Source organism: Leptospira vanthielii serovar Holland str. Waz Holland = ATCC 700522 (genome assembly GCF_000332455.1).
Classification (GTDB): Bacteria; Spirochaetota; Leptospiria; order Leptospirales; family Leptospiraceae; genus Leptospira_A; species Leptospira_A vanthielii.
Window position 1 is genome coordinate 21407 of sequence record NZ_AOGY02000058.1, and the last position, 18084, is coordinate 39490.

General features: G+C 39.8%; 18 protein-coding genes and 1 pseudogene. 6 read left to right on the forward strand and 13 right to left on the reverse strand.

The window, feature by feature from the left end; translation table 11 throughout:
• Positions 1 to 36 precede the first annotated feature (36 nt).
• A complete protein-coding gene (locus LEP1GSC199_RS13575; protein WP_002985054.1) occupies positions 37 to 402 on the forward strand; it encodes a response regulator in 366 nt (121 codons plus the stop codon).
• Between the two features lie 11 nt (positions 403 to 413).
• Here the strand turns inward: LEP1GSC199_RS13575 and LEP1GSC199_RS13580 are convergent, their stop codons facing one another.
• The 6 genes from LEP1GSC199_RS13580 to LEP1GSC199_RS13605 are packed head-to-tail and all read right to left on the reverse strand — an operon-like array spanning position 414 to position 6413.
• Positions 414 to 1181 (reverse strand): TlyA family RNA methyltransferase, encoded by a 768-nt coding sequence (locus LEP1GSC199_RS13580; protein WP_002985025.1) that lies wholly within the window; start codon positions 1179 to 1181, stop codon positions 414 to 416.
• On the reverse strand, positions 1162 to 2085 hold the full coding sequence (locus tag LEP1GSC199_RS13585; protein WP_039926849.1) for a polyprenyl synthetase family protein: 924 nt from the start codon (positions 2083 to 2085) through the stop codon (positions 1162 to 1164). The genes LEP1GSC199_RS13580 and LEP1GSC199_RS13585 overlap by 20 nt, the downstream gene beginning before the upstream one ends.
• A gap of 52 nt (positions 2086 to 2137) precedes the next feature.
• Positions 2138 to 2551, reverse strand: coding sequence for a nucleoside-diphosphate kinase (locus tag LEP1GSC199_RS13590; RefSeq protein ID WP_039926851.1), 414 nt, complete (start codon positions 2549 to 2551; stop codon positions 2138 to 2140).
• 42 nt (positions 2552 to 2593) lie between these two features.
• Positions 2594 to 4702: a cation:proton antiporter domain-containing protein gene (locus LEP1GSC199_RS13595; protein WP_002985021.1), complete on the reverse strand. Its 2109-nt coding sequence runs from the start codon at positions 4700 to 4702 to the stop codon at positions 2594 to 2596.
• 18 nt (positions 4703 to 4720) lie between these two features.
• Positions 4721 to 5203 carry a pantetheine-phosphate adenylyltransferase gene (gene coaD, locus LEP1GSC199_RS13600; protein ID WP_002985004.1) on the reverse strand — a complete coding sequence of 161 codons (483 nt, stop codon included), beginning with the start codon at positions 5201 to 5203 and terminating at the stop codon, positions 4721 to 4723.
• A gap of 1 nt (position 5204) precedes the next feature.
• Complete coding sequence (locus tag LEP1GSC199_RS13605) at positions 5205 to 6413, reverse strand: argininosuccinate synthase (protein ID WP_002984983.1); 1209 nt, start codon at positions 6411 to 6413, stop codon at positions 5205 to 5207.
• A gap of 81 nt (positions 6414 to 6494) precedes the next feature.
• On the opposite strand from LEP1GSC199_RS13605, the gene LEP1GSC199_RS13610 reads away from it, so the two are divergent.
• The 3 genes from LEP1GSC199_RS13610 to LEP1GSC199_RS13620 are packed head-to-tail and all read left to right on the forward strand — an operon-like array spanning position 6495 to position 9709.
• A complete protein-coding gene (locus LEP1GSC199_RS13610; protein ID WP_039926853.1) occupies positions 6495 to 7643 on the forward strand; it encodes a nitrilase-related carbon-nitrogen hydrolase in 1149 nt (382 codons plus the stop codon).
• The gene (locus LEP1GSC199_RS13615) at positions 7627 to 8154 is read left to right on the forward strand and encodes a hypothetical protein (RefSeq protein ID WP_002984943.1); all 528 of its coding nucleotides are present in this window, start codon (positions 7627 to 7629) and stop codon (positions 8152 to 8154) included. Before LEP1GSC199_RS13610 ends, LEP1GSC199_RS13615 begins: the two co-directional genes overlap by 17 nt.
• Before the next feature lies 1 nt (position 8155).
• Positions 8156 to 9709 (forward strand): FAD-dependent oxidoreductase, encoded by a 1554-nt coding sequence (locus LEP1GSC199_RS13620; RefSeq protein WP_002985038.1) that lies wholly within the window; start codon positions 8156 to 8158, stop codon positions 9707 to 9709.
• Here the strand turns inward: LEP1GSC199_RS13620 and rlmD are convergent.
• Positions 9702 to 10901, reverse strand: coding sequence for a 23S rRNA (uracil(1939)-C(5))-methyltransferase RlmD (rlmD, locus tag LEP1GSC199_RS13625; protein WP_002984951.1), 1200 nt, complete (start codon positions 10899 to 10901; stop codon positions 9702 to 9704). The two genes, LEP1GSC199_RS13620 and rlmD, sit on opposite strands and share 8 nt — an antisense overlap.
• On the reverse strand, positions 10898 to 11971 hold the full coding sequence (locus LEP1GSC199_RS13630; protein WP_002984995.1) for a quinone-dependent dihydroorotate dehydrogenase: 1074 nt from the start codon (positions 11969 to 11971) through the stop codon (positions 10898 to 10900). Before LEP1GSC199_RS13630 ends, rlmD begins: the two co-directional genes overlap by 4 nt.
• Before the next feature lie 100 nt (positions 11972 to 12071).
• Between LEP1GSC199_RS13630 and LEP1GSC199_RS13635 the strand changes: the two genes are divergently transcribed.
• On the forward strand, positions 12072 to 13688 hold the full coding sequence (locus tag LEP1GSC199_RS13635) for a sensor histidine kinase (RefSeq protein WP_002985057.1): 1617 nt from the start codon (positions 12072 to 12074) through the stop codon (positions 13686 to 13688).
• Positions 13685 to 14614: a response regulator gene (locus LEP1GSC199_RS13640; protein ID WP_039926856.1), complete on the forward strand. Its 930-nt coding sequence runs from the start codon at positions 13685 to 13687 to the stop codon at positions 14612 to 14614. Before LEP1GSC199_RS13635 ends, LEP1GSC199_RS13640 begins: the two co-directional genes overlap by 4 nt.
• Positions 14615 to 14619: 5 nt before the next feature.
• On the opposite strand, the gene LEP1GSC199_RS13645 is transcribed toward LEP1GSC199_RS13640, so the two are convergent.
• The 5 genes and pseudogenes from LEP1GSC199_RS13645 to LEP1GSC199_RS22325 form a co-directional block, all read right to left on the reverse strand.
• Positions 14620 to 15261, reverse strand: coding sequence for an HAD family hydrolase (locus tag LEP1GSC199_RS13645; RefSeq protein WP_002985002.1), 642 nt, complete (start codon positions 15259 to 15261; stop codon positions 14620 to 14622).
• Entirely contained in the window at positions 15251 to 15964 is a 714-nt protein-coding gene (locus LEP1GSC199_RS13650; RefSeq protein ID WP_002985006.1) for an RluA family pseudouridine synthase, read from the reverse strand. The genes LEP1GSC199_RS13645 and LEP1GSC199_RS13650 overlap by 11 nt, the downstream gene beginning before the upstream one ends.
• Positions 15961 to 16326 (reverse strand): ankyrin repeat domain-containing protein, encoded by a 366-nt coding sequence (locus LEP1GSC199_RS21880; RefSeq protein ID WP_002984953.1) that lies wholly within the window; start codon positions 16324 to 16326, stop codon positions 15961 to 15963. The genes LEP1GSC199_RS13650 and LEP1GSC199_RS21880 overlap by 4 nt, the downstream gene beginning before the upstream one ends.
• Positions 16320 to 17648 carry a hypothetical protein gene (locus tag LEP1GSC199_RS13660; RefSeq protein ID WP_002984964.1) on the reverse strand — a complete coding sequence of 443 codons (1329 nt, stop codon included), beginning with the start codon at positions 17646 to 17648 and terminating at the stop codon, positions 16320 to 16322. Before LEP1GSC199_RS13660 ends, LEP1GSC199_RS21880 begins: the two co-directional genes overlap by 7 nt.
• A gap of 270 nt (positions 17649 to 17918) precedes the next feature.
• Positions 17919 to 18084 (reverse strand): annotated as a pseudogene (locus LEP1GSC199_RS22325) (IS481 family transposase); the annotation flags it as partial.

Genomic DNA, 18084 nt, shown 5'->3' on the forward strand with positions numbered 1-18084 from the left:
TTTTTAACAGACCCCCCCCTATAAAATAAAGCATATATGACGAAAAAAAACATCCTCATCGTTGAGGATGAGCCCTTCCTCGGACTCAATATCAAACAGAAAATCGAATCCTTCGGTTTTCATGTGATTGCGGTTGTACCTTCTGGGGATGAGGCCTTCCAAATAGTTTCGGAAAAAGTTCCGGATCTGATCCTGATGGATATCAATCTGGAAGGATCTTTGGATGGAATTGATACGGCTGAGTCTTTGAGAGAACAGTTCTCAGTACCTGTATTATTTTTGACAGGTTTTCTAGATGATACCGCCAAACAGAGAATCAATCAAAACCCATCGTATGCATACTTGATGAAACCCTTTACTACTGACCAACTGAAAGAAGCTGTGTCTGGTTTTACTGTTTAATTAATTTCGGCCTAACTTTTCCATTCCCATCGAATCAAGAATTCTCTATTTCCATCCGCACCTTGGATGGGAGATTCCGCAAGCCCCAAAAATTTTAGTTTAGAATCTAATCTTTTAATTTTTCGCCATACATTACGTATCGTATAGCCAATCTTATGCGAATCTTTGAGGACTCCCCGATCCAATTGTGATGGATGGACTTCAAATTGTGGTTTGAATAAAGATATCCCTTGCCAAACAATCTTGGGACTGGATTGAAATAAAGTGACGAGTGATCCAAAAACGGGCACAAGCGATATAAAACTTAAATCCATTGTGATCCAAGTTTCTGGTGTCAGAGGTTCCAACTGGGTTATGGTAAGATCTTTTAAATGGGTGCGGTCAAAAACTGTGACTTTGGGATCATTGGCAATTTTTTGTGCCAATTGCCCATACCCAACATCCACTGCGATGACACGAGAGGCCCCTTTTTCTAATAGCACCTGACAAAATCCGCCTGTGGAGGAACCTAAATCAATACAGGTTTTGTTTTGAACATTGGCATTTGAAAAGGATTTGAAAGCACCAAGCAGTTTGTAAGCTCCTCGGGATACATAGGTTTTGATTTTTTCTTTTGTACGAACATTGTCTTTAGGTGATATGTTAGTTCCCACTTTGGAAACCACTACATCGTTTACTAGGACGGAGCCAGAGAGAACCAACGATTGTGCAAATTTTAAGTCAATCGCATAACCTTCACGAACGAGGTATTCATCCAGTCTAATTTTTTCTTTCGGCAATGTATTTGGGCAATCCTAAAAAGAATTCATTGTTTAAGGAAGGTAAGTCGGACACAAGAGAAATTGCCCGAGTGACAGATTCATCCCTTAACTTTTTAGCTGTTTCCATCCCATAAAGGCCAGGATAGGTGAGTTTGCCGGCCTTGGCATCTTTGCCAGGAGTTTTTCCAAGTTCCTGTAGATTTCCTTCCACATCCAGAATATCATCTGTGATTTGGAATAATAAACCAATTTCTTTCGCATAACTAGAAATAACAGCCTCTCTGTCTTTCCAATCGGGTCGGAGTCGGTTTCCCAAAAGAAAGGATGCTTCAATCAAAGCACCGGTTTTCTTTTCATGGATGGATGTGAGTTTAGATTCTCTATTTTTGGTGCTGGGATTTTTTTCTTCTTCGATATCTTCCATTTGACCAAGAATCATACCTTGGATGCCTGCACCTTGGTGTAGGATTTGAATGGTATCACGAATGGTATTGGGGTCAGTTGTCTCAATTAAAGACAATAGATAGAAACTAAGGGAATTGAGTGTATCACCAGCAAGGATAGCCGTAGCCTCATCAAATTGGATGTGACAAGTAGGCAAACCGCGACGGGTGTCATCATTGTCCATAGCAGGTAAGTCATCATGGATCAAAGAATAGGTATGAATGCATTCCACAGCCAGAGAAGCTAAATAAACAGACTTATGGTCTTTAAGATTGGCTTCTAACGGCAGTTCATCTGGATTAAAAAAAGAATTGATTACAAAAATGGGTCGGATTCGTTTTCCACCTGCCCGAAGGCTATACAAGCAAGCATCCGTTATGCGAGTGTTGGGAGAAAATAATTCTTTTGTATAGGATTCAAAAAAAGAATCGAAGAATTGTTTGGAGGTTTTTAGAATATTGGAAAGGTGAGTTGGCACTTGGAAAAGGACCGGTTCTATCTAAAGAACCGATCTTTGTTTTTTTTCAAACTTAGTTAAGTTCATACCCTTTGAAGAAAAACGCAATTTCTTGGAGTGCGTTTGCTACAGAGTCAGAACCGTGAACCGCATTTGCTTCTTTGCTTTCTGCAAAGAGGGCACGGATGGTTCCTGCTTTCGCTTCTTTCGGGTCAGTGGCACCGATGACGTCTCTCCAATGAGCCACTGCGTTGTCTCTTTCTAGAGCGCAAGCAACGATAGGTCCAGATGCCATGTATGTGCAAAGGTCATTGTAGAAGGGGCGAGCCGCATGAACTGCGTAAAATTGTTTTGCGTCTTCGAGGCTGAGTTTTAAGGATTTCAGTCCTAGGATTTTAAATCCTTCTTTTTCAATTCTTTGAAGGATGTCACCGATGTGTTTGTTTTTCACAGCATCGGGTTTAAGCATGATAAAAGTTCTTTCCATATCTCCAAAAGCTTGGAGAAACCGAAAAAAGCAATCGAATCTTTAGGTGGTTAAAAAACGAACCAAAAGAAAAGAAGTTGGGAGAAGATCCATTTTTTCAAATCCCATTTCTTCCCAAACATTTAGATCAATGAGGATCAGTGAAAATCCTGTGATTTTATTTAAGGAAATCGGGTAAGGATTCAAATCAGTTTCTGGTTGGACCAGGTCTTCCACCTTGATTTTGTTCGACTTCATTCCTTTGAGTGAGGTTAGTTTTTGGGCAAAACCTAGGATTGGGTCTTTTTCCCCTTTATAAAGAATGGCCAGTTTTTCCACAGACTCGAGACCATTGTCGATAAGAACCCCAACCGTTGCGGGGCAATAGTTTAGGATTCCTTTGATTTTCCCTCCCGTATAACTCCGGGAAAATAGGGGTTTGGCGGCACCGATGAGGAGGATGTCTGTATGTTTGATTTTTGCAAAATTAACAATTTCATAAGTGACATTGTCTGTAATGCGGTATTCGGTTTGGACCTGGATTCCCATACTTGAGCCTGTTTGGCGAATGGCCTCAAAACTAGCATCTCTGTAACGACGAATTTCTTCATTAGAAAGGGAATCGTTTGGTGAAATGTGCAGGGCAGTGATTTCTAAATTTTTCTTTTGGTTTCCTGAGAGAGAATATGCAAAACGAACTAAACTTTTTCCCATTTTCTCTTGGGCGAAGGCCACTAACACCCGTAACTTGCGATCTGCTGGTTTTTCTGTCTGAATGGATTTTTCAGATTTGGAGAAGAATTTTTGAATTCCATCCAGGAGGGGACCTGTGGAGAGAGTGGTCACAAGTGCCATAAGGACAAAGACTGCAAAGATTTCGGGACTTAAGATTCCGAGATCATATCCAATATTGAGAACCACAAGTTCCATAAGGCCTCGCGTATTCATTAAGGCACCGATGGAAAGAGAGTCTTCCCAGTTAGAACCTGCAATTTTTGCAGCAAAGGCACTTCCTACAAATTTTCCGACAACGGCAACGAGGATTACCAATCCAAAAACAAACCAGAGATGAGAATCGTTGAGAAGGCCAATTTCAGTCCGGAGTCCAGTGATGACAAAAAATATCGGTAAAAACAAAATGACAGCTATGTCTTCGATTTTTTCTGCGATGAGTTTTTTTAGATTTCCTTCGGCCGGCATAATCACACCGGCAAGGAAGGCGCCAAATAACGCATGAATTCCTATTACCTCTGTTGTGAGTGAGGAAAGAAATAGAATCATCATGATGAGAGCCACAGCCGTTCGTGTTAGGTTTTCACGAGAGATATAAATAGAACCCAATCGTTTGAGAAAGGGTGCTACCAAATAAATCATGGTTAGGATATAAGCAAAAGACAATCCAATGGTAAATAGGGCTGTGTTAAGGTTACCGGCTTTGGAGATGGTAACAATGATCGCAAGTAAGATCCAAGCGGTAATATCATCGGCAGCAGCACAAGTGAGAACCATAGCACCGAGTGGTGTCCTTGTGAGGTTTCTTTCCTGAAGGATTCTTGCAAGGACAGGAAAGGCAGTGATACTCATGGCAATTCCCATAAAGAGGGAAAAAGATAAAAACCCTACATTTTCAGGAGCATAGTCTGTATAAAAAAAATAAGCCAGAATCATTCCTAAAAAGAAAGGGAATATGATACTCGCGTGGCTTATGATGATCGCAGAGTGCGCTTTGTTTTTGAGAACGGATAAATCTAACTCCATCCCGATGATGAACATAAAAAGAACCAAACCAATTTGGCTCAGTGTTCCGAGAGTAGGAAGACTTGCCGGTGGAAACAAAAATCCCATGGTTTCTGGGAAGTAGTAACCGAGAAGGGAGGGTCCAAGCAAAATCCCTGCGACAATTTCTCCCATGACGGAGGGTTGTTTGAGTTTACGTGAAAATACGTAGCCAACAAATCTTGCTGATCCACATACGATGATGATTTGAAGAAAAAGAAGAGCCAACGGATGGTGGAACCGGTTAAAAAAATTCTCCGTATCCAAATGTTCATTGGAAACTAAAACTATATTTTTGGCTGTTTCGAGTAGACTTCCGGCTTGTAATAGGAAATACCCAAGAGAACCAAATAGAAGTAAGGTGAAGCCGTAAAAGACAGAAGAACGTGTTTTCATAGTATCCTCATTTTCGCCTTAAACGGAGAATTTTTTTGTAAGAGCTTCGCCCACAATGTCCGGAACTTGGTTAGATACAGCTCTTCCATGTCTTGCTACTTCTTTGACGATGGTTGAGGATACAAAGGAGTACTCATTGTCTGCCATTAAGAAATAAGTTTCGATTTCTGGGGCTAATTTTTTATTCATAAGCGAAATTGCATATTCATAGTCGAAATCTGTGACAGCCCGAAGTCCCCGTAAAATAACACGAGAGTTTTTTTCTTTGCAATAATCGACCGTGAGGCCTTCAAAAGTATCGATTTTGATTTTGTCCCAACCCTTAAAGACCTTTCCAATCATTTCCACCCGTTCTTCTGGTGAAAAAAGAGAGCTTTTTTTGGAGTTAATAGCGACTGCTATGATGATCTCTTCAAATAACGGATGAGCTCGCCGTATAATGTCGAGATGACCGTTGGTGAACGGGTCAAAAGAACCTGGATATACGGCGATATTTTTCATCTTATTTATTTACCCGAGCCCACTCTTTCATGGGAAGTCCGTAAAGGTTGATAAACCCTTCGGCATCGTACTGGTTGTACAACTCTTCTTTTTCAAAAGTGGAAAGTCCCGCGTTGTAAAGGGACTTGTTTGATTTTCTGCCCACGACCGTACAATTGCCTTTATACAATTTGATTCGCACAGTTCCGTTTACATATTTTTGTGTGTAATCCATATAAGCCCGGAGCGCATTCATTTGGTTAGAATACCATTGACCATTGTAGATATAACGAGCAAACTCTTGAGAGAGTTCGTCTTTTTTGTGTTGGGTGTCACGATCGAGTGTGATGGATTCTAAATCGCGGTGGGCAATGTGTAAAATGGTTCCACCGGGAGTTTCATAGACACCGCGAGATTTGATTCCTACAAGTCTGTTTTCTACAATGTCGACTCTTCCGACTCCGTTTTTTCCACCTAAATCGTTTAAGGTCTCCATCACTTCGAGTGGATTCATTTTTTTTCCATCGATAGCAACACAGTCTCCATTTTCAAAATCCAATTCCAAGTAAGTTGGTTTGTCTGGAGCTTTTTCTGGAGAAACCGTTAAGATAAACATATCTTCTTTAGGTTCATTGAATGGATCTTCTAAAATTCCACCTTCAAATGAAAGGTGCATTAAGTTACGATCCATACTATAAGGTTTAGCGGCTGTTACGGGAACAGGGATTCCTTTTTTCTTTGCATATTCAATGAGGTCGGCTCGGCCACCAAAATCCCAAGTCCTCCAAGGGGCAATGATTTGTAAATTTGGGGAAAGAGCTTTGAAAGTAAGTTCGAAACGAACTTGATCGTTTCCTTTTCCTGTAGCGCCGTGAGAGAAAGCATCAGCACCTTCCTTGGTAGCAACTTCTGCCATAGCTTTGGCAATGAGTGGCCTTGCGAGAGAAGTACCTAATAGATAACGCATTTCATAAATTGCATTTCCGCGAATGGCGGGAAAAATAAAATCACGTGCAAATTCCAAACGAAGGTCTTGGATGTAAACTTTGGAGGCTCCGGTATTTTTACCTTTTTCTTCGAGACCGGTAAGCTCTTCTTTTTGACCAACATCGGCACAAAAAGCAATGACTTCACAACCGTAGGTATCTTTCAACCAAGCCAGGATAACGGAAGTATCTAATCCACCGGAGTAAGCGAGAACGATTTTTTTGGGAGCAGGTTTCTCTTTCATAGAATAAGGTCAAAATAAAAGAAAAAACTAAGAACACAATTAAATATTGTCTGAATCGAAAATGTGTAGTAGATTTGGTGGATGCGTTTTTTCCTTTCTCTCTCAGTTTTTGTAAGCCTTAGCATTTTTACGATCCAGTGTCAAAAGCAAGTTGTGCCTCAGGAGGAAATCACGAAGTTCCTTCCCAAACCAAAGGTATACATCCAACGAGAAGGAACAGGCAAACGTGGAAGTTTTGTAGGGATAGAACCCTATCTCAACAAGTACAGCTACGCAACAGAAGATAGTTTTTATCTCGCCCTACGTGATTACTTTCAAATGGCAAAAGAGAAGGAACTTCTCTTTGTCGATCGCAGTATTGTTGTTCTTCCAGAATATACGGGAACTTGGCTTGTGGTGACGGCCGATGACAAATCGATTTTTGCCGCCACTAGAATCCAAGAGGCGATGGAAATTCTGGTAAAACAAAACTTAGGATCCTTTCTTTGGCATTATCTATTTAGCAACTCTTACTCGGCTGATACTTTAAAAGAAACACTCTTTCGAATGAAGGCATGGCAGATGTCTGATAGATACCAATCGGTGTTTGCACGGCTTGCCCTTGAGTATCGGGTAGCGATTGTGGCGGGTTCCATTGTCCTTCCTCATCCGAAAGTCATTGAAGGAAAAATCACTCCAACCGATGGCCCCTTGGAAAATGTAAGTTTTTATTTTCATCCCGATGGTCGAGTGGATGACCAAATCGTTCGTAAACTTTTTCCCATCATTGAGGAGAAAGAATTTTTAACTGAGGGGAAGTTAGAAGAAAATCCCACTTACCAAACTTCTCTTGGGAAATTGTATACTATGGTCTGTGCAGATTCTTGGTTTCCTGAAGTGTACAAAGAGTTACAAAAATCAGAAGCAGAACTTTTAGCTGTTCCCTCCTTTGTTTCACCCGCTGATGCGTGGACCACCAAATGGAATGGTTACAACGGTTATGCGAATCCTAAAGATATCGATCCCAAAGACATTGGTTCTATTTCAGAAAGGACTGCTTGGAAAAAATACGCCATGTTGGGGCGCCTGAAAGATCCTAAGGTAAAGGCGGGAATCAATGTGTTTTTTCGGGGAGAGATTTGGGATATGAAAGCAGGTGGCGATGCCTTTTTATCTCTTGGGGGAAAACCAGTTTTGAACGTTGTAAAAGAAGAAAAAAACCAAGGAAGATTGTATGTACTCTTTCTCTAGAAAATCCTTTCTCGCACTTCTGCTATTCTGTGCGGGGATTAAATCCAAAATCCGATATTTCTATTTTAGTGATTCGGAGACTAAAACTGTCACTGCTTTTGCCGAAGTGGTCCTACCGATTACAGAACCAGGAATGCCTAACTTAGAAGAAGCAAATGTTATGCGAAGATTAGATGAGGAATTGTATTTTGTTTCGGAAGAAATTCAGGAAGATTTCCATTCCGCTGTGATGGTTATGGAATACCTTCCTCTTCTTTACGGACAGTTTGCTTTTTTTTCAAATCTAAGTTTGGAAAAACGCGAAGAACTACTATTGGAATTAGCAGAAACAGATTCCGATATTCTGCGAGCTGTGGTTGGAAATTTAAAACTGTTGGTTTGTCTTGTTTATTACGGACACAAATCCACATGGAAATCCATTTCCTATCCTGGTCCCTTTGCCAATCCACCTGAGAAGTGGAGTGAAGCAAGAATCCATTACCAAAATTTGGTGAAAGGAAAAGGGGTATAATATGAAGTCAGGAATTTATCGTGATTATCGGTCCTACCATCCAAAGGAAACCATCATCGCCGATGTTGTGGTGATTGGTTCAGGATGTGGTGGGTCTACCATGGCTTACGAACTTTCTAAAAAGGGACTGAAAGTGGCCCTGATTGAACAAGGGGGAAATTATCATACTGGAACTTTTGATAACAATGAGCTGAATATGGGAGGAAAGGTTTCTGCCGAGAGAAACTTCCATACAACTGCGGATGGTGGGATCAATCTTGTGTATGGAAATAATTTGGGAGGGGCTTCGGTCCACTACTGGGCAGACAGTTACCGCACACCAGAAGATCGATTATTGTTATGGAACCGAAAATACGGGATCGAACACCACTTACCGGAAGATTTAAAATCCTTTTGGCCAGAATTAGAAAATGACCTTCATGTAACACCGGCGGGGGAAGAATATTTTAATCCAATGAATCGTTTGTTTCGTGGTGCCTCACAACGGTTAGGTTGGGAAGGTCATGCCGTCCCGCAAGCTCGTAAAAACTGCCAAAAGTCCGGTCATTGTATGCAAGGATGCCTATTCGGCGCCAAACAGTCGCAACTTGTGACTCACATTCCCAGAGCCGTACAATTAGGAACGGATGTTTATACAGACCTTCGGGCAGAAAAATTACTCTTTGTGGGTCAGAAAGTTACAGGTCTCGAAGCTGTGGTGATCGACCGGCGAACTTTAAGGCCAACGGCCACAAAGGTGTCCTTTCAAGCCAAAGCTGTCTGTGTATCTGCCGGAGGGTTTGGGAGTGCTACTTTTTTACTTCGGAATGGTCTCAAAAAAAGATTACCTGCTCTCGGACAATTCCTTGCGATCAATCCTTCTCCCATGATACATGCGTTATATGAAGAGCCAATCGTCCAGTGGCGTAATATCCCGGCTGCCTATGGAGTCGAGGGATTTCGTTTGGCACGTTACCAAAATGGGAACTATAGGGAAGGTGGGTATATGCTGATGCCAAACCAATTGCAACCGGCGACACTTGCGGCTCTCATCCCTAGTTTTGGAAAAGAACATTTTTTTTATATGAAACAAATGGAACACTTAGGCGGAACCATTGGTTGGATTGATGATGTGGATGGGGAACTTGGATCGATCGAAGTGGATTTATTCGGCAAAAGAAAAATTCATTATCCATTTGGAAAAATCACCAAACAGATCTTTAGTGATCTTACCTATAAACAAATGAAACTCAATTTTGAAGCCGGTGCCAAAGAAGTGTTCCTTGCTGGGATGAAACTTCGGAAATATTCTAAAATGCCAAAGAAAGAAGAAATTGATGCCCTTGCTTGGCGGCCTGCCGAATTTCCGATGGCAGCTCCCCATCCTGCCGGTGGTTGTCGGATGGGAAAATCGCCGGCATCCTCGGTGGTGAATTCTCGCCACCAAGTTCACGGGTTTCAAAATTTGTTTGTCGCAGACTCTTCTGTATTTCCTACCGGTGTAAGTGTGGATCCCAGTTTTACCATTATGGCTTTTAGTAAAAAAGCCTCTGAATTTGTAATGGATGTTATGTGAGATTTTTATTTCTAAATACAGCGACAGTTTCGACATGATCGGTTCTTGGGAACATGTCGACTGGTTGGACTGAATTTAAAAAGTATTGTCTGGCGAGTAGGTTTGTGTCTTCTCGAAGGCTTAGAGGATCGCAAGATACGTAGACAATTTTTTTAAATCCCATTCCTAAAATGGTTTCTGCCACTTCGGCACCGAGGCCAACCCTTGGGGGATCGAGAACCAATGTGTCGTAGTTTTTTCCATAGAGAGATGGTAATACTTCGGCCACTCTACCTTTGCGAAATCGTACATTGTGTACGTGATTGTATTTGATCGATTCGAGGGCCGTTCTATGAGAAGCGGGATTTTCTTCGATTCCCATTACTTCTTTGCAGTTTCCAGAAATCCAAAAGGAAATGGTCCCAATTCCAGAATAGGCATCGATCACTCGACTTTCTGGTTCGATTTCATCTAATACTAAGTTGTACAAACTCGGAGTTTGGATGGGGTTTACTTGCAAAAAAGTAGAAAGGCCAACACGGAATTTATGTTTTCCAAAATGTTCGTGGATATACGGTCTACCCCATAACAGATGTTCTTCGCGACCTAGGGCCATGGTGGTGTGCTTTGTATTGATATTATGAATGATACCAACGATTTTGCCGAGTTTGCCTGTTTTTCCAATTCGGTTTTGGATGGCCGTGTGAAGTCTTTTCGAAGCGTCTTTGGGATGAGGTAGATCTTCTTTGGCAGTGACAATCCCAAGAATGATTTCTCCTGTAGAAAAAGATTTTCTAGCCACAAGGTATTTCATCATCCCCCGTTTGGATTTTTCGTTATAAGGAAGGAGTCCTTCTCGCCTAGCCCATTGTTTGACGGCCAAAGCAATTTCCGTTAGACCCGGATCTTGGATATCACATTCGGTTTGGTCTAGGACAAATGTGGATTCTTTATTGAAGAGACCTAAAGTAAGAAGGGTTTTGTTTCCAATGATTCTTCTTCCAAAAGGAAGTTGAATTTTGTGACGATAAAATTCAGGAGAGGGACTGGGAACAATGGTACGAAATTCTAAGTGGCGATAAGTTTTAAACAGTTCTTTGATGTTTTGTTCTTTTTTTCGAAGTTCTTTGGTGTAATCAATATCTAAGTAGTTACATCCGCCGCAAGTTCCGAAGTGTGTACAGATTTTTCCACCGGGTTTGGTTGTTGTCATAATGTGTTTCCGGTTCCTACAAGTTCGGAGATATTCGATAGTTTCTTTTGTTTTACTGTTTTGTCTAGGTAACTACAAATTTGGTAAGGTAAAAAGGGTCCTTCATAAATATAAGCTGTATAAATTTGAACGAGGTTGGCACCGGCTTCGATCATTCGTAGTGCTTTTTCCCCAGAGTCAATTCCGCCTACGCCGATAATTGGGATTTTTCCTTTGAGAGTTTTGTAAGCGAGTGACACAAAGCGGAGAGATCTTTCGAAGAGAGGTCCACCAGAGAGTCCCCCTTCTGGTGGGTTTTTTTCACCGAGTACATCTTTGTTCAATGTAGTGTTTGTGAGAATGACACCATTAATTTTGTAATCCAAACAAACATTCAGGTTTTCAATTAATTCCTCTTCTGATAAATCAGGAGCAAATTTTAAATACAATGGAATGGGGAATTTTTTATCGAAAGCAGATTGGATCCCTTCGATAAGTTCAATCAGACTTTTTTTGGTTTGGAGAGAACGAAGGCCTGGAGTGTTCGGAGAGCTGATATTGATCACAGCATAGTCTCCATAAGGAACTAATTTTTTTAACGTGTATACATAGTCACTTACTGCATTTTCTAATTCAGTGACTTTAGATTTTCCTGCATTGATCCCACGAACTCCAGACTTTTGTTGGTTTTTTAAATTGGATTCAGCGATATCAGCACCGGGGTTGTTAAAACCCATTCGGTTGATGAGTGCCTTGTGTGTTGGATAACGAAAGAGACGAGGTTTGTCATTGCCTGGTTGTTCTTTGGCAGTGATGGTTCCTACTTCGATAAATCCAAATCCCATGTGGATCATTGTAGGAAAAAGTTCTGTTGTTTTATCAAAACCTGCGGCAAGACCTAAAGGATTTGGAAATTGGATTCCTTGGATGGTCTGTTTTAATCTTTCCGATTTGTATTCGAAGAGAGTGGAAAGGGTTTTATGGAAAAATGGAATTTTTTGGGAGAGCGAAAGAAAACCTGACACAAGATGATGTGCTGATTCTGGATCTAAGTGAAACAGGATTGGTTTGATGAGGTGATTGTAAAACAAGAGGAGAATCCTTACGTTGATTCTTTTTTCACCGTCATTTCTTACAATTTCTTTCCGAAAATAGCGATCTTTCAGAGACTCCTAATCAGGACTTTACTCAATGGCACCTAATTCTTCATTCTCCCGGATTTGGCAGAATCCTTCCGAATTTCCAGCGGAAGTTGTATTACGTGAATTGGAAAATCTTCTTAGGTCCAATCCCGATTTTTGGCTCAAAATCAATCGAGATGGAATCATTGTTGATTATAAAACATCAAGGTTTGTCAATATTGGAGATAAACCAGAAACCCTTCTCGGCAAACACATCGATGTAGGCCTACCTCCCAATCTTCGTGAAATCACAGCAGAAGCCCTTGCTTACTTATCGGAGAAGAAGAGCCAAGTGTTTTGGAAAGAGTATTCTTATGGAATTGAACCAAATATTCGTTATGTGGAAGTGCGATTTGTTGTCCTTTATGAAGGATATATCATGTCGAATCATAGGGACATCACAGAAAGGAAACGTTTAGAAAATGCGTTTTTAGAAAGTGAGTCTAGATTCCTTTCTATGGCACAGAATGCCGCTGATTCAATTGTCATCATTAATGATGAAGGTATCATTCAATTTTTTAATAAAACTGCAGAAAATACCTTTGGTTATAGTCATGAAGAAGTCATTGGTAAAAACGTTACCATTATCATACCCGATGGATATAAGGGGAAACATGATACTTTCTTGAGAAGATATAAAGAGACAGGTATCCAACATATCATTGGTGTAGGGAGGGAACTTGTCGCACAACGAAAGTCAGGTGAAGTATTCCCTTGTGAATTGTCTGTTGGAGAATTTAGAACGAAGACAGGTAAAATGTTTACGGGAATTTTACGAGACATTAGTCTCCGAAAAACCCAAGAACAGGAGTTATATCAATATAGAAATCATTTAGAAGATTTGGTAGAAAGTCAAACTATGGACTTAAAGATGTCCAAAAATATTGCAGAAGAAGCATCGTATATGAAGTCGCTTTTTCTTGCCAATATCTCACACGAACTAAAAACACCGATCCATGCGATTTTGAGTTATGCCGAACTAGGAGAAGAAAAATCAGCAACGGTTCCACCGGAAAAAATTAAAGAATACTTTCAAATCATTGATTCTTCAGGTAAACGATTGTTAGGTTTACTGGAGAATTTATTGGATATTGCTAAACTAGAGTCTGGAAAGATGCGATATCTATTTGAGAAAAATTGTCTGAAAGAGACTACAAAATTTGTAATCAATGAAATGCGTGTAATTTTGGAAAAAAGAGGGATCACAGTTGTTCTACTAGATAAGGAAGAACGTTGGGAAGCTGAGTTCGATTACGAGAGAATCCAACAGGTAATACGAAATATTTTATCAAATGCATTAAAATTCATCCCAAATGACACTAATATTGAAATTAGTATGGTCCGAAGAGAATTTATTCCGAGAAAAACTCAGTCGTATGTCAATGGTATCGGAATACAAATTCGTGACTTTGGACCGGGAATTCCTCCCGAAGATTTGGATAAAATTTTTGAAAAGTTCATCCAATCCAAACAAATGAAAGCAGGAACTAAGGGTACAGGACTTGGTTTGTCTATTTCCAGAGAAATTGTCAATGACCACCACGGGTTGTTGTATGCTGAGAACCATGAAGATAGAGGAGCAATTTTTACTATGTTAATTCCTTGTTCTCGTGAAGGACTTCGATGATTAATTTACTAGCAGTGGATGACGAGATGATCAATTTGATGATCATTGATGAGTCTCTTTCTGATAAAGGTTTTACTGTTGTAAAAGCAAGAGATGGGGAAGAAGCATTTCAAATCCTTAGTTCAGATTCTACATTGTTCCATGCAATTATTTTGGATAGACTCATGCCAAAGATGGATGGAATTGAACTCTTAAAAAAAATCAAACGATCTGAAAAGTATAAAGATATTCCTGTTATCTTTCAAACAGCAATGAGTTCTGTCACGGATATGACAGAAGGACTGGATGCCGGTGCTTTTTATTATCTTACGAAACCTTACTCTAGAACTTTATTAGTTCGCATCGTACAAACAGCGGTAGAACATTTTATCAAACTCCAACGTGCGAAAGAAGACCTCCATAAAGGTATGGGTGCTCTTAGGCATATGATTACGGGAGAGTTTCGGATTCGATCCATTCGCGAGTCTCATGAGTTGGCACCACTACTCGCAAATGCTTGTCCTGATCCCGAACGTGTGTTAACTGGGATTATGGAAATTTTAAACAATGCCATTGAACATGGAAATTTGGGTATTTCCTATCAGGAAAAATCAGAGCTTCATGATAATGATAAACTTATGGAAGAAATTTTTAGAAGGTTAGAAACTCCCGAATTCAAAGATAAATTTGTAAAAGTTACTTTTGAAAAAAATGACCATCATATAGAAATTCGAGTGAGTGACCAAGGGAAAGGTTTTGATTGGCAAAGGTATTTGTCTGTCGAAGCAATGACAAAAAATGCCTTTAAAACACATGGTCGTGGGATTTTTATGGCTCGTAAGTTGTCCTTTGATGACTTGTCTTACACGGACGATGGTAGAACTGCAGTCATTCGCATTGATCTATCAAACAAAAAGGGAAATTTACTCACTGACTTTCAAGAGTAAAACTTTTATAAACGAAAGACAGTTGGGTCGGTGAAGTCATGAATGATTTGTTCTACATGACTTTTTAATTCTGATTCGGTATGCGATGTGGACACACCTATGATGGAACATCCTGCGGATTTTCCTGATTGTAAACCTGCGAGAGAATCTTCAAACACCACACAGTCTTTTGGATCTAGTGCTAATTCCTTGGCGCAAAGTTCATACACTTGCGGATGGGGTTTGCCTTGAGTCACCATCGGCCCATCTACAATCACATTAAAAAAAGGCCGTAGTGATAAAGTATCCAGAGTAAAATTTACATTCATTGTGGGAGCAGAAGTTCCAAGAGCAATTTTCAGGTGATTGTCTTTTAGAAATTGTAAATACTCAACAAGACCTGTATGGGGTTTCATTTCATTTTTATACAAGTTTTGGTAGCAACTTTCTTTTTCATCTCCATACTGTTTGATTTCTTTGTCGGAGATATTTCCAAAAATCATTCGAAAAAGATCAGCATTGGTTTTTCCATTGAAAGTATCTCTGTAGATTTCTGAATTTAATGGGAAATGATACTTTTTAGAAAATTCCATCCAAGCTTTAAAATGATAAGAGTGATTATCGACAACAACTCCGTCCATATCGAAGATAAATCCTTTATGTTTCATTTATGTTCCTTTCATATCCACCCACAAGTCCTGTGATAAAACTTGGGATTTTTGTTTCAAAAGTAAGTACTTCTTTATTAAACGGATGAGTCAATTGGATAGAAAAAGAATGTAATGCCATTCGAGGATAGGTTCTTGTATCGTTTCCGTACTTTGTATCACCAACGATGGGATGTTTTTTATCAGAGAGGTGGACTCGGATTTGGTTTTTACGACCCGTTAGTAGTTCAATTTCCAATAAAGAATACAAGTTGGTCTCTTTTAAAACTTTGAATTTTGTTTTAGAAAATTTTCCTAACTCGGGTTCGTCGGTGGAATAAACTCGGTGGGCTTTGGATTCTACAAGATAGGATTGGATGGTGCCGGCCTTTTCCTTCCAAACTCCATGACTTACAGCCAGATAGATTTTTTTTGTTTTCTCCCAAGATTCCTGTAGGGTTTGTTTGGCTGTTTCTGTTTTTGCAAAAACCAAAATTCCAGAAGTCTCTCGGTCTAATCTGTGGACGATAAAGATTCTATTTTTAGATCTTTCACTTCCTTTCTTCACATAGTCCATTAGTGCGGCATAGGCAGTTTTTGATTTTTCTGATTCGGTAGCGATCGTGAGTAGTCCCGCTGGTTTGTCTACTACGAGAATGTCTCTGTCTTCATGTAAAATGGAAAGGCCCTTAGGTAAAAATCGAGTATTGGTCTTTTGTTTCATTCGTGTTTTAATAGTCCCAGAACCTTGGGATTGTTTTGTCTTTCTGCAAATTCAATTGCCGATTTTCCCCATTGGTCCTTTGTTTGCGGATCGGCCCCTGCTTGTAAAAGAATTTGAAATAGTTTTGGTTTGTCCGTCGCATCATTTCCCATATTGATCATAGCAAGAAGTACAGTGTTTCCATCTGCAGAACGTTTTGCATTGACATCATAACCTTTGTTAACTTTTTCTTTGATCGTTTTAGGATCTCTCATTTGTGATAAATCCAATTCTGTTCCTAATAGAGGAAACGTTAGAAAGGAAACGAGAGTGGTGTAATATAAAAAACGAATAAAGAATTTAGAATTTGAATCTTTTACCATGGAGTTTCCGCTCCTTGGGGACGAAGGATAAGAAGTTCGCGTGTCGAAGAAAGAGCCAAAACTTCTCTTAGTTTTGGGTTTACAGAAAAAATATGAGGATGAATGTAATTGTCGTTTTCATTGGATGCAAAAAGTAAAATTCCTTTTTTTGTATCGACGATGTTGAATTTTCCTGAAGAAAATAATCCACCGATAACAAGTATGTCGTTCGATGGTGCGATGAGCTCCCCCGCATCAAAAAAAGTAGATCGGAACATTTCTTTTTTTGTTTCTAAATTGTATCCATAAACCTGGATATAACCACCTTCGATTCCTGCTGAACAGTATAACATCTTGCCATCAGGAGAGATTGTTACGGAACGAATGGTTTGCCTATCTTTGATTTCTAAATCAGGTGAAGTACTCAGCGGAGTATAAACAATAGAACCTGCCTTCTTTTCTTCCACGAGTGGAATGTTACTATTTTGAACCATAATCGATTCGTTGATTTCATGAATTCTGCCATGGGCATTGCCGTATATAATTGTATTACGTTTATTGACATACTGGTATGGGAATTGATGGTGCGCAGTTTCGAATCCAGCCGGTTGGGTCCAATCCGCAGAATCTGGATCGGCTGTTAATTGAAATTCGTTTATTTTCTTTCCTGAGGTCGAATCATATATCACTAATCTTCGATCATAAAAGTTAGGACCGTCCATATTATGTTTATAGGAAACAAGAATTCGTTTTCCGCCATCAATATACTTTGCATTGTCGATTGTCATAATCCAGTTCGGAGAAAGTCCTGCTTCCTCTCTGTTTTTTTTGCTTTCATCTCCTGGATAACGATAATCTATATCAGCAGTAACCGAATAAAAAAGTGAAAACTCTGAAGAAAATTTCTTCGTTATACTTCCGTTATTTGAAGATCGGATGACTAAAAATCGTTCTGATGACTGCAAATCATTATCAGTTTGACCAAAACTTAAGAAAGAAATCCCGTCAGGGGATACATCATAAATTTTGGTGCCATCCCATTCTCTTTGGTATTTAATTTTTGTTTCTACCTTCCAAATCAAACTGCCATCCAATAAACTGATACGATAGATAGAAAAATCTGTTGTTCCAATGATGGCCGACTTCCCATCACTGTGATGCAGAATGCTAAAAATATTTTGCCCATCAATTTCAGGAGTGATCCTTTGTTGGATTTGCCATGCTAGGTTTGGATCGGCAAGGTTGTCTCCTTCTCGATCGATTGTGGGAAATTGGGTATGCAGTGTTGGATTGGACCAAAGAGCGGTAGAAAGAATTCCTATGACGAAAAGGGCCTTGCGCATCCTAGGAGTCTAAGAAAAAGCGGAAATAGGGTCAAGACTTGTCCATTTGATTCCCAAACTAGGGTTAGAATGGAGTTCTAGTCAGAATTTGTTTAATTTATTGAATTTATTTCTGTTAAAACAGACGATAGTTGTAAGGAACTTAACCGATTTTGAAATCTACAATGGAATCTATGCAATTGAATCATTATGTCCCTTTACTCCAGCCCATCTTTGTATGGAAAGGCACATCGGTAACACTTTAGATCACTCACATGGGTTACACTTTTACTAGTCAATTCTATACAATAGCCTCTGGTATTTCAACACACTATACAAATCCAAAATTCCAAGAATTGCATCCGCAAAGTAAAGACGACAATGCCGATCAGATATCTCTTCAAAGCCAACTACCTCTCCAATGAAAGGATTCCCAAAGAACACTCGATGGGGGCGT